Below are 13,301 nucleotides of genomic sequence, written 5' to 3'. Positions count from 1 at the left end.
CATCAGTTCCGGCTATAAGAAAAAAAGGTATCGGCTTAAATGGTTTGGTTTTGCTCTAATATTTGGTTATTCAAAATTGTTGCTTTGGGAGCGAATGAAGGGGGTAAAATCCTTAACAAATAGGTGCAAAATTCTAAAAACCATCGAAATTTGGCATGAAAAAGAGGCCATACGCAGATAAAGTGTTAAAATTGCTGGTGGTAGTCTGATTTGATTTTAATAATAAAAATAGAATTGTACATTTAATCCCGTTAAGCTAACCCTTCTATTTTTCTTTTCACATGAAAGCCTTGTTCACCTTAATACTTGCATTTTTTACTATAGCAGGTAGTGCGCAAAACCAATATGCTTTTAAACACCTCAATGTTGAGAACGGGCTTTCGGAAAGTTCGGTGCTATCAATCGCCCAGGATGCCAGGGGATTTATCTGGTTTGGAACCCGCTTTGGGCTAAACAAATACGATTCTCAAACTTTTAAAATCTATAACAATGAAAAGGGCAACAAAAAAAGCCTAAGTGCGTCATCTTACCTTTCTTCTATTTTATCACTCAAAAACGGATCGTTGCTAATTGGCACACAGGATGGCCTGAGTAAGTATAACGAAAAAGATGACAATTTTGACCGTTACCAGCACGATGACAAAGACCCCGCCAGTTTAAGCAATTCTGGGATATATTGTATTTACCAGGATAAAAAAAACAGGGTTTGGGTTGGTACAGCAAGCGGATTAAATTTATTAACCGACACCGCAAAATACCGCTTTAAACACTTTTTATATAATAAAAAACAAAGCCAAAAAGTTTACACCATTACCGAAGACCATACTGGTACTTTGTGGTTAAGCACCAGTAGCGGCCTAATGAACATGCGTATTAACGGAAGTAAAGTTACCTTCAAATACTTTAAGGCCTATAGCGATAAGCTTAACAAAGCCGTTGATAACCATGTAACCACTATTGTAGAAGACCGCGAAAACAACCTTTGGATCGGCACCAAACAAACCGGTGTAAGCAAACTTAACCTCAACACCGAAGAAATTACCAACTATACATATTCCAGCCTTAACCCGCAGGGTATAAGCAGTAATAACGTGCGCAAAATTATGCTCGATCAGGAAGGTAAACTGTGGATTGGAACCCTTCACGGCATTAATATATACAATCCGGCAAGCAGAAGTTTCAGCACCTTACAAAACGAGCCTGAAAATCCTTCAAGCTTAAGCCAAAATTCGGTTTACGATATTTATCAGGACCGCCAGGGTATTATTTGGGTGGGCACTTATTATGGCGCCGTTAACATGGTGTACCCCAACTACACACCATTTAAGGTTTACCAGAGTAGCACCACACCAAACGGACTGAGCAGCAATGTAGTGAGTTCAATTATGGAAGATCAGTACCAAAACCTGTGGATTGCAACCGAAGGTGAAGGCATAAATTACTACGACCGTAAGAAAAATATTTTTACCCGTTATAAAAATAACCCCAATAACCCTGCAAGTTTAAGCGCCAATTTGGTTAAATCGGTTATCCGCGATAAAAACAATAAAGTTTGGATCGGCACGCATTACGGCGGATTAAATCTTTTTAAGCCCGAAACTAAAAGTTTTGTTCGTTATACCAGTCGTACAAACGATACTTCCTCTTTAAGCAACGATGAAATTACCGTTGTTTTTGAAGATAGTTTCGGCAGGTTTTGGGTAGGTACCAATGGAGGGCTAAACAGTTTCGACACGCAAACAGGTAAATTTATACGCAACAGGGTTAACGGCCGTGCCGATGCGGTGTTTTACATTTTCGAAGACAGCAAAAGAACCCTATGGGTGGCAACAAACGCAGGTCTTTACCAATTAAAAAATGGCGCTAATAAATTTGCACACCGTGTGGCTGCCAGCCCTGAAATTTTAAAATACAATGAAATTAGCTGTATAACCGAAAATAAGACCGGTTATCTGCTAATTGGCACCATTAGAAACGGGCTGTTTAAACTCCATCCCGAAAAGCACCAGTATAAGCGGATAACCGCTCTGGATGGCCTACCCAGCAATGCCATTAGAGGCATTTTGGAAGATGATTTTCAGAACCTGTGGATTACTACCGACAAAGGCTTATGTAAATATAACCCAGCACTTCATACCTTTAAAGTTTATAATACTAAAGATGGATTACCCGGAAACGAGTTTAATTACAAATCGTTTTTAAAAGATAGCAAAGGGCAGTTTTTCTTTGGCGGATTGAGCGGAATGATTAGTTTCTACCCCGACCAGATTAAAGTAAACAAAACCACGCCACCCATTATTTTTACCGGATTAAAGCTCTTTAACAAACCTGTTTCGTTAAACGGCCGCGATGGCTTGCTTAAACAAAACATCAGTACCTTAAAATCGATCACCTTCGAATCCGATCAAAATGTATTTTCGATTGATTTTACACTGCTTAACTTCATCAAATCGAACAAAAACCATTATGCCTATAAGCTTGAAGGTTTCGAAAAAAACTGGAATTATGTAGATATTCCATCAGCAAGCTATACCAACCTTTCGCCAGGCAATTATACACTTACCGTTAAAGGGAGTAATAACGACGGCCTTTGGACAAAAGATGCCAGTACCTTACAGATTAAAATTTTACCCCCCTTTTACCGCACCTGGTGGGCTTACCTGTTTTATTTCTGCGCTTTTGCAGCTATATCTTTTGTATTTGTACGTTATTTATTAATTAAAGCTGTACTTAAAAAAGAAAAAGAGGTTAACGAACATAAACTCGAATTTTTCACCAACATATCGCACGAAATACGTACGCCATTAACACTCATTGTTGGCCCCTTAGATAAACTAATCGAAAATGCAAAAGACGACCCTGCGCTGAACAGGGATTTGCAACCGATTAAAAACAATGCACACCGCTTAATGAACCTGGTTACCGAGTTGCTAGATTTTAGAAAGGCAGAAAGCGGAAAAATGACTTTACATGTAAGCCCGGGCAATGTGGTAAAATTTTGCAGGGAAATATTTTTGGCCTTTCAAAACATGGCTATTTCTAAAAATATCGAGTATGGTTTCGAAACCAGTCAAACAGAAATAGAGCTGTACTTTGATAAGGTACAAATGGAAAAGGTTTTGTTTAACCTGCTTTCAAACGCCTTTAAATTTACCCCCACAAACGGAAAAATCGGTTTAAAAATAAGTCAGGAAAATCAGCTTATCCAAATTCAGGTGAGCGATAATGGCAAAGGAATCCCTTTAGAAAATCAGGCCGGTTTATTTACCAATTTTTATCAGGCCAATGCCACCACCACCATTGGCACTGGTTTAGGCTTATCCTTATCAAAAAGCATTGTAGAACTACACCATGGCCAGATTACTTTCCAAAGCAGTCCTAAAAATGACAATGCTTTTGGAGCTACTACATTTACAGTAAGTTTAAAGAAAGGCAAAGCACATTTTAATCAGGATGATTTTATACCCGATTATGTTTATTACGATAATGCACTAAACTACAATATTGAAGTAATACCAGATACGCAAACCCTGGCCGGGCAAAACCTGCAGCAACCGCTGCCCGCAACGCCAAAAAAATATAGCATTTTACTGGTAGAAGATAATGAAGATGTAAGAACATTTATTAAACAGGCCTTAAACCAAAGCTATAATATTTACGAATGTGAAAATGGAGCTACTGGTCTGGCATGCGCGTTAGATCTCATCCCCGATTTAATTATAAGTGATGTAATGATGCCGGTTATGGATGGCCTGGAGCTTTGCCGTAAGCTTAAAACCGACGAGAGTACAAGCCATATTCCGGTGGTTTTATTAACCGCCAGATCTGCATATGTACATCAGGTAAATGGTTTAGAAAATGGTGCCGATGCCTATATCATGAAGCCCTTTAACCTCAAAATACTGGAATTAAATATCCAAAATCTGCTCAGTGCACGAGAAACCATAAAGCAAAAATTTGCACAGGTAATTACACTCGAGCCTAAAAACATGGTTATTAATACTACTGAACAAAATTTCTTAAGTAAAATTATCCAGGTTATAGAAGATAGAATTGCCGATCCGGATTTTGATGTACCTACCCTATCATCAGAAATTGGTATGAGCCAGCCGGTATTGTATAAAAAAATAAGGGCACTCACTGATCTTTCGGTAAACGACTTTATTAAATCGATTCGCATTAAGCGGGCTGCACAATTACTTAAACAAGGTGCAGGTAATATTTCAGAAATTGCTTATTCAGTAGGTTTTAATGATAGAAAATACTTTAGCTCAGAGTTTAAAAAACATTTTGGCAAAACACCGAGCGAGTTTATTAACGAAAATTAATTAACCAGTCGCAAAGCCCGCGTTGTTAAATTTACCGTTGATTGGTTACTTCCCAATACAGAAACTACACGCAATCACCTAATAGTTACGGAAAAAATATCAGAAACCATACCTCGTTTAACCAATTTAGCGCCACCATACTGATTGCAGCGCTCCATACTTCGAACGATTGTGACTGCAATATACATTAGTGATGACCTTCTGATCAGATTGCAAATGACGCAATGCTCTCCATATGGGATAAAGATAAAACCATTATCAGTAAAACACTTGCCGTAGAAGTTCCTGAAACTTTGGTAGCTATTTTGCGGATATATCGCAGCGTGTATGGCGCACGGGAGTGGCCTATTCGGTATTAGACAACCCTGTAGCAGTCTTAGTAGAGGTACTCTACAGGTAATTTATTATAATTTCGACTGAGCCTCAGTTCTTTTCAGGATCTAAATTTTAAGAATAATGATTTGGTTTTTGCTTGTTGTGTAAAATTAGTTCTAAGTCGGTCGACTCCACTGGTATAGAAATTATACAATCCATCCGGATTGCTGATGTATCCAAAGTCTCTGTGTCCGCTGACAGGATGTGTCCCGTTCAAGGGGTCGTGAATGGCAGTAAAAGTCCATGTATTGGAAGATAATCTTGAAGTAATTACTGTAGCATCATAGGTATAACTTTGTGCGCAAAACTTAATTTTGAATCTGTCCAACTTTTGGGGCACACCAAATAATCGGCCCGCTTATCTATTTATTTAACCAGTTTAAGAAACTGTATAAAATGACTAAAAAATTCACCGGTCTATCAGGTGGGTGAGAACACCCAACTCATGCAAGCGCAAATGGGCGGTGTCTCCACCGCCCATTTAATATTTTACAGAAACTTAAACTTTTCTAATAACCTGGGTTTTGGTACATTTTAACCGGATCGAGTTTTACCTCATCAAAAGGTATTGGGTAATAACGATCTTTTGTGGTTACGTTGGCCAGCTTTGCAATACCGTATGATGCTTGCGGCTTGGCCTTTAAATAAGTAACTAACTCAGCAGCGGTAAAGTTTCTAATTAAATCGAACCATCTTTGGTGCTCGAAAGCCATTTCTACCCTACGCTCGTGCAAAATAGCCAGCTTTAAGGTTGGAAATTTAGCGGCGTAAGTGGCATCGGTTTTGGCTACGGCATAAAGCGGCATTGCAGCCCTTGCCCTTACCATATCCAGGTATTGAATGGCAACGGCATCGTTACCCTGCAACATATTTACCTCGGCCAGCATTAAAATTACATCGGCATAGCGCATTAAAATGCAATCGTTACCGCCGTAACCAGCATTTGTTGCCAATTGGCTTGCATCGCGAAATTTGGTAACAAACCAATCTTTAACGGTATTATCGTTGGCAAACTTAACCGAAAAATCTTTCCTCAAATCGCTTGTTTCGTACTCATTAACCAAATCTAACTTTACATTACCACCAATACCGGTAGATGGTTTTAACGAATTAATGGTTTCGCCTTTTGCCTGGTTATTTGCTGCGATACTCGAGCTAAAGCTAATATCGCCTTGCTTATAAGAAATCTGAAAAATCAGTTCTTTACAGGTTGTTTTCTTCGTTACATCAAAAACATCAGTGTATGGTATTTCTGATAAATTACCGAATGCTTTCATATTGTAAGCAGCCAACAGGTAAGTGTTTGCATTAGTTAGGTTTTCGGCTTTATTATTTGGCAACGTTGCTGCCATGGTTAAATAAACCTTACCCAAATATGCATTCAATGCGGCTTTAGAAGTTCTGCCAATATTGGCACCTGTTTGGAAATTTGGCAAGGTACTACCCAAACCATCTTTTAAATCGGCTACAATCTGGTTATATACATCTGCTTCGGCGACACGGAAAGTACTTTCTTTAACCTCTTCTTTTGTAGTAAGCGGCTTGGTTACTACCGGTACAGCTCCCCATTTCCGAACCAGTTCGAAATACATTAACGCTCTGATAAACTTAGCCTCGGCTTTATAATTCTCTTTCGTTGCCGGGTTAGCAAAAGCAACTTTATCAATGTTGGCAAGCACAGTATTGGTTCTTCCAATTGCTTCGTAAAGTGCTAACCAATGGCTCTTTAAATAAGAGTTGCTTGGCAAAAGCGAAAAATCGTTAAACTGAAAAGGCTCGCCGGCATTACTTTGGTTATCGTTTCTTCCGGCATCATCCGAGCGCTCATCGGTAAACAAGCCACTGTTTTCGCCTACCGTATTACTACTCCGAAGCGATTGGTATACACCATTAACGGCTAACAATACGTCGTTTTCCGTGTTAAAATAATTTTCTACAGCGATTGCATTGGGATTCTTTTGGTTTAGAAAGTCTTTTTTACAGGCTCCCAAACTTAAAACAGCACTTAGGGCCAATACTTTATAAATATGTTTTTTCATTTCTTAAATTCTAAAAAGTCAATTTTATACCAAGGTTATATGTGCGGGCCAATGGATAGTTTCCATAATCTACCCCAGGCGCGAGGTTGTTTCCGGCACTATAATCTACCTCCGGGTTATATCCTTTATAATCGGTTATGGTAAAGGCATTATCAATACTGCCATAAATACGAACATTACTTACTTTAATGGCGTTGGCAAGCGATTTAGGAAAAGAATAACCCAACGTAATGTTTGTACACCTGAAATAAGAACCATCCTGAATGTAAAATGAGGATAAACGGGTAGAGTTACTTTGTGTACCTGCACGTGATGGACGGTAGTTTAAGCCACTGCCCGGATTAGCTTCATTGCGGTAACGATTAGCAACATCTGCATACTGGTTACCCGAACCTTCAAAGTTATATAGGTAATAATCCTGCCCATCTAACACCTGGTTACCGTACGAACCGTTGAAAGAGGCCCTTAAATCGAAAGTTTTGTAAGAAGTGTTTAAGGCAAAACCATAGGTAAATTTAGCGTAAGGTGTGCCAATTACAGTTTTATCTGCATCGTTAACAATGCCGTTTCCATCGGTATCCTGAAAATACAAATCGCCAATTTTTGCCGGATTGGTTGATGCAGCCGATGGTGCAACTTTACCTAAGTTATCGGCAGTAATTCTACCCAATACTTTAAACCCATAAAACATACCTATTGGTTGGCCCTCCTGGGTAACATGTGTTATATACGAACGCTCTGCGCCTGCAGTGTATATTGTGCTGGCACCGCCCATATCTAAAACTTTATTGCGGTTAACGGCAATATTACCGCTTAACCCAAATGTAAAGTCGTCGTTCTGAATAATTTTACCATCTACCTGTACATCAAAACCCTGGTTACGTACCCTGCTATCAGTAAGGTTTGTTAAAATAGATGACGTTCCTGAAATTGCCGATAGTGGTTGATTAAACAGCAAATTGAACGAATTACTTAAATAATAATTTGCGATAACAGATACGCGGTTTTTAAACAAACTAATGTCTGTACCAAAGTTAAACTGAGAAGTTGATTCCCAACCCAAACCCAAATCTTGTATCGCACCAGGCCAAATTGCAGTCGAAATTGCATTTCCAAAAACTACGCCACCCGGGGCACTCAGCTCTTGAGAAGTACGGTAATCAGGAATACTGTTATTACCAACCAAACCCCAGCTTGCCCTTAGTTTAACACGCGATTGTTCGCCCAAAAAATTATTGTAAAAACTTTCGTCAGATAAATTCCATCCAGCAGCTACTGAAGGGAAATTACCATACTTATTTTGCGGGCCAAATCTCGAAGATGCATCGCGACGGAAAGAACCCGTTAAAAAATATTTACCAGCATAGTTATAACTGAAACGACCAAAATAAGAAACCAGGGTAGTTACTACCTTGCCAGTTCTTTTATCGAGGGTAAAGAAACCTGCATCAGCGCCTTTATCAGTAATTTCGCCAATATAATCGTTCTGGAAACCGTTAGCTGCCACACGAATTAAATCGCTTGATGCCTTTTGAGCAGAATAACCACCTAAAACATTTAGGTTGTGCTTACCAAAAGTTTTATTATAGTTTAAGGTAAATTCGGCCAATTGATCTACCTGGCTAAGCGTTTGCGCAATAGCATTGGCAGCCCTAATCGATTCAGGAGAATAAGGTGCGGTATTGCCACTACTTAAACTGGTTGGCAAATAATAATCGTATTTCTCGTTGTAAGTTTGTGTACCTAAGTTTGCTTTAAAATCCAATCCTGCTAAAATATTATAGGTGGCATTGGCATTGTAGCTACTCCTGGTGCCCTTTCTCGTTATTTTCATTTGCGCTACAGTAGCCAAAGGGTTTTCAGGATTTTGAATACCGTATTGAGAGGCTAATGAACCCATTCCGAACTGGATTGGATTACCATTGGCATCTTTGGCTGGCAGGAAAGGTAAATAAATCAGGGCCGACATCATCGGACTTAGGTTATAACGACCTTCCTGTACCTCTCTGTTATTATTTTGAGTATAAGCAATGTTTGCACCAACATGCAAGCGTTCGCTCACCTTACCATCAATATTACCCCTAAAGTTGGTCACCTTCTGGTTGGTGTTGGTTACAATACCATCATTGTTCTGGTAACCGCCGCTTAAAAAGTATTTTACATCTTTAGTGCCCCAGAGAAAGAAAGGTTATGGCGCTGAAAGGCTGCATTGCGGTACAACTCATCCTGCCAATCGGTGTTGTAAGCAGCAGGGATGGCCTGTTGTGTGCTAAAATTATAAAGATCGGCAGGTATGCTTACACTGCTCCCGTTACCTACATTGGCAATACGCGTAGCATTGTTATCGCCATACATGGCATCGTTCCAGGTTTTACCGGCATTTACCCATAAATCTTTATAGGCATTGTTACGGCCATCTATCAATAGCTGAATAAACTGATTGGCATCGAGCAATTTCACTTTTTTAGCCAGTTGGGAAATACCGCCCTGAACATCGTATTCGAAACGGCCCTTACCATCATTACCTCTTTTGGTGGTAATTAACACTACCCCACCCGATGCCCTTGAACCATAAATGGCTGCCGAAGCTGCATCTTTTAAAATGTCGATGGTTTCGATATCCTCAGGATTAATGGCTACGTTGTTGCCAGCCGGATAACCATCTATTACGTATAAAGGATCGGAACTGGCATTAATAGAACCAATACCCCTTACCCTTATTTTTGTACCCGAATAAGGTGCACCACTGGTTTGCGATACCTGTACACCTGCAACTTTACCTACCAATGCCTGGCCCACTGTAGGCGAGGTTAAGTTTAATTCGCTGGCTTTAACACTGCTAATAGCACCGGTAACATCCGATTTTCTGATCTTTTGGTAACCAATTGCCACTACTTCATTTAAAGTGTTGCTGCTTTCTTTAAGCCTGATATTGATTGTGCTATTGCCCGATACCGAAACTTCCTGTGTATCGAAACCAATGTACGAGAAAACCAGCGTAGCCCCATTGGTGGCTTCAATAGTATATTTTCCGTTGGTATCTGTAGTTGTTGTTTTTTTAGTCTGTTTATCGTAAACGCTAACGCCCGGCAGCGGTTGCCCCTTCTCGTCGGTTACGGTTCCGCTAATGGCAACAAAACGTTTGTTAAGCTCAGTAGCCCGAACTAATTTGGCATTGCTTACTGCCATAGCGGCTGGGCTGCATGCAGCTAACATACCAACAGGCAAAAGCAATTTCCTGCAGGCACTTTTTATGCTTGCGGTAAAAAAAAATGGTGTCATCTTTTTGTGCTTAGTAATAGATTTTTAAATAGTACTGGAGTTTGTATTTTTTGGCAGATATGTAGATCAATGCATTTACATAGGCTTATCCTTAAAGGTTAACAACTAATTTTATGAGCGTTCTACGGCGACAAAAGTAGGTGTGTGCTTTTAACACTATGTATCCACTATGTTAACTCTGTGCAAAGATCTTTGCAGCTATTTTAAGTTTACATTAAATCTTCTATACGCACTCCTAAACCGTTTTATTAATTTGTAAAGGGTAACATCTGCTTAATGTTTTTTTAATAGCCAGGGCTTTATTTTGCATTAAAATTTTTAATGAAAGTCTTCTATCCCTTTTTTATAGCCTGCCTGCTGTGGCAGGGCTTACAGGCGCAGGATAAACCCGTTCAAGCCTACCAGTTAATAAAGAGCAATAATGCAGTACAGTACAAAAACTACTATTTGCTTACGCTTTTTAAACAATTGCCCGGGCTTAACAAAATGTTGAAAGAAAACAGCCTGCTTAAAAAAATTGCCGATACCAAAAGAACCCAGGCAACCGAAGCTTTACAAACCTGCAAAACCGATATTAGCTGTTACGCCAATGCGCTAAAGTTTAGTGCCGAAGAAATTACAGCTATTGGCCAGGAGTTAAGCAACAGCTACAACGAAAACAATGCACTCGGCAAGGTAGTAAGCAATCACCTCATCCCTTCGGGCTGTTATGCGCTGTATGCCGAACAAACACCCAAAAACTTATTGGTTAAAGCATGGGAGCAAGATGCCAATGCGTTAAATTATGCCATTGGGGTATATGTGGAGGGCAACAAGCCCAATTACCCCAAAATAGATTCGATTAGTTTTAGCTTAAAAGATAAAGAGTATGCAGAGCTTACAGTCGCAAATGCTTTGTTGGCCTTACAACCCGAAAACGAGCTCTTTTTTGAACCTACATTAAATTTTGCAATGGTAGCTTTAGAGTTGAACGAAAGAAATGATGCGGCCGATTATGAACCGATGGTTAGCGGGGTAAACCAGCCAGCCATTAACCAGATTAAAAAAACCGATTGGAAGAAATATCCTTACAGCGTAATTCTGGTGCCGGGTGCCGGCCCCGAAGATAAAGAAACTGCTTTAAGTGCCGGTGGGATGATTCGCTGCCGTTTAGCTGCTATACAATACCAGAAAGGCCAGGCACCATTTATTGTGGTATCGGGCGGGCGCGTTCACCCTTATAAAACCAAATACAGCGAGGCTTTTGAAATGAAAAAATTTTTGATGGAAACCCTACTTATACCAGAAAGTGCCATTATTATGGAACCCCATGCCCGCCATACCACTACCAACATGCGCAACTGCGTAAGGCTAATGTTTAGGTACGGCATACCTGTTGATAAAACAGCCATGGTTAGTACCGTAAAATCGCAGAGCTTTTACATTACCACTATACTGCCAGAAAGGTGTAAAAAAGAACTTGGTTACTACCCATACAAAAACGGCAAACGCTTAAGTGATACCGAATCGGAATTCTACCCAAATACAACATCGCTGCAAATTGATTTTGACGAACCTTTAGATCCTTAAGCCAATGAAAACTTTAAATCCGATATTGCTGCTGCTGGTAATGTTTTTTGTAGCCAGAACTGGTAAAACTGATGGCAAAATCGCCAAAAACATCACGGTAGATTCGCTAGGTGCCTGCCAGGGTATTACCTACCAGAACGGAAGCTATTTCCTGTACGGCGACCGTGAGGTTGGCGTAATGCGCGAGTTTAAACTTCAAAAAGATTCGTTAAGCTATCAGCATAAAGAATACCGCTTTACCATAAAAGGCGAAAATATGATTAAACACCCTACAGGGATAGCGCACCACAAGGGATTGCCCACTTTTGTGGGTAACTCGGTAAGGCAAAATGAGGCAGGAACGTTGTGGAAAGCCGTAATTAATTGCATTAACTGGGATGGGTTTTTAAAAACCGGAACATTAGACGGCAATTTGCTTAAAACTATCGACGATGATGCCTGCATACAGGGAGCACGGCCCGAATATGTTAAATATAAGGGCAAATGGTTTGTTGCCACAGCCGATTACGGCAACAAAGCCAACGAGGTTCGCTTGTTAAACCCGCAAGCATTGGCCAAAGCCACTAAAACCAGCGAAAGCGGTGTGGTAGTTCAAAAATTTACCTGCTCGCCCTGGGTGCAAAACCTGCACTGGATAGAAAGTAAAGGCATATTGGTATTGATTCAAAACCAGGTTGAGGGGCGGAAATGGCGGTTAACGTTCCTCGATCTGGAAAAATCAATTGCCACCGGGCACGAGGCTGTTTTAAGTGTAATAGATACCGATAAGCCAGATGAACTGGAAGGTTTTACTTTTACTGATAGGGCCGAAAAGGGCATTGCGGTAAGTTCTTCGCGCAAAAACAATGTAAGTTTTATGGATTTTAGCTGGGACAAGTAGCGCTCTCTGCAAAACGATACTCCTCTATTTCGGTTGGTGAAGACACCAACCGATAGGATACTTACCATATTTTATTTTAACCACTCAGAACTTTAGTGACAATATTTATTGTGCCTAAAAAAATGTCACAAAAAAAACGGGCAAAACTTTACGCCAGCGGTCGGTGCCCTCACCAACCGCCGAAGAACCGATAAGCCCGGCTCACTTCATCTTTACTTTCCTTTTACACATCTTCACCGTATCTTTATTCTACACAAAAAGGAAAGATATATGAATACTGAAAAAGCCATTCTTGCTGGCGGTTGTTTTTGGGGAGTAGAAGAATTGTTTCGCCATTACCCAGGTGTAATTTCGACTGTAGTTGGATATACCGGAGGGGATGTGCCAAACGCTACTTACCGGAACCACGGAACACATGCTGAAGGCATTGAGATTACTTTTGATCCAACAATTTTATCATACCGTAAATTACTAGAATATTTTTTCCAGATCCACGATCCTACAACACGTAACAGACAAGGAAATGATTTGGGTACTTCTTACCGCTCGGCCATATTTTTTGCCAATGCTGCACAGGAAGAAACTGCTAAAACACTAATTGCCGAAATGGATGCCTCGGGCATATGGCCTGGAAAAGTAGTAACTGAAGTAGTGCCTGAAACTGATTTCTGGAATGCAGAAGAAGATCATCAGGATTATTTACAGAAAAACCCTTATGGTTATACCTGCCATTTCGAAAGACCTGATTGGAAGCTGTAGATTAGTTTGGAGTGTAGAGTTGAATTCAAAAACATACACAAAAAGGCAATTTTCGATCTGAAAATTGCC

The 13,301-nt window shown here is 40.1% G+C and carries 7 protein-coding genes; 4 read left to right on the top strand and 3 right to left on the bottom strand.

Going from position 1 to position 13,301, the window contains the following annotated elements; translation table 11 throughout:
• Window positions 1-281: 281 nt before the first annotated feature.
• Window positions 282-4,328 carry a two-component regulator propeller domain-containing protein gene (locus G7074_RS13890; protein WP_166208901.1) on the top strand — a complete coding sequence of 1,349 codons (4,047 nt, stop codon included), beginning with the start codon at window positions 282-284 and terminating at the stop codon, window positions 4,326-4,328.
• 884 nt (window positions 4,329-5,212) lie between these two features.
• Here G7074_RS13890 and G7074_RS13885 read toward each other — a convergent pair.
• Genes G7074_RS13885 through G7074_RS27220 form a run of 3 tightly spaced genes read right to left on the bottom strand, consistent with a single transcriptional unit; the run spans window position 5,213 to window position 10,024 of the window.
• Window positions 5,213-6,742: a RagB/SusD family nutrient uptake outer membrane protein gene (locus tag G7074_RS13885; RefSeq protein WP_124558336.1), complete on the bottom strand. Its 1,530-nt coding sequence runs from the start codon at window positions 6,740-6,742 to the stop codon at window positions 5,213-5,215.
• A 10-nt stretch (window positions 6,743-6,752) separates the two neighbouring features.
• A complete protein-coding gene (locus G7074_RS27225; RefSeq protein ID WP_240916557.1) occupies window positions 6,753-8,861 on the bottom strand; it encodes a SusC/RagA family TonB-linked outer membrane protein in 2,109 nt (702 codons plus the stop codon).
• Between the two features lie 38 nt (window positions 8,862-8,899).
• The gene (locus G7074_RS27220) at window positions 8,900-10,024 is read right to left on the bottom strand and encodes a carboxypeptidase-like regulatory domain-containing protein (protein ID WP_240916303.1); all 1,125 of its coding nucleotides are present in this window, start codon (window positions 10,022-10,024) and stop codon (window positions 8,900-8,902) included.
• A gap of 321 nt (window positions 10,025-10,345) precedes the next feature.
• On the opposite strand from G7074_RS27220, the gene G7074_RS13875 reads away from it, so the two are divergent.
• From G7074_RS13875 to msrA, 3 genes are all read left to right on the top strand, one after another.
• Window positions 10,346-11,593, top strand: a complete 1,248-nt coding sequence (locus G7074_RS13875; protein WP_205944048.1) for a YdcF family protein — start codon at window positions 10,346-10,348, stop codon at window positions 11,591-11,593.
• A 4-nt stretch (window positions 11,594-11,597) separates the two neighbouring features.
• Window positions 11,598-12,473: a hypothetical protein gene (locus G7074_RS13870; protein ID WP_166208898.1), complete on the top strand. Its 876-nt coding sequence runs from the start codon at window positions 11,598-11,600 to the stop codon at window positions 12,471-12,473.
• 270 nt (window positions 12,474-12,743) lie between these two features.
• Window positions 12,744-13,232: a peptide-methionine (S)-S-oxide reductase MsrA gene (gene msrA, locus G7074_RS13865; RefSeq protein ID WP_124558333.1), complete on the top strand. Its 489-nt coding sequence runs from the start codon at window positions 12,744-12,746 to the stop codon at window positions 13,230-13,232.
• The last annotated feature ends 69 nt before the right edge of the window (window positions 13,233-13,301 follow it).

Source organism: Pedobacter sp. HDW13 (assembly GCF_011303555.1).
Lineage (GTDB): Bacteria > Bacteroidota > Bacteroidia > Sphingobacteriales > Sphingobacteriaceae > Pedobacter.
The sequence above is the reverse complement of the archived record's forward strand: the minus strand, read 5'-3'. Positions and strand labels throughout refer to the sequence as shown.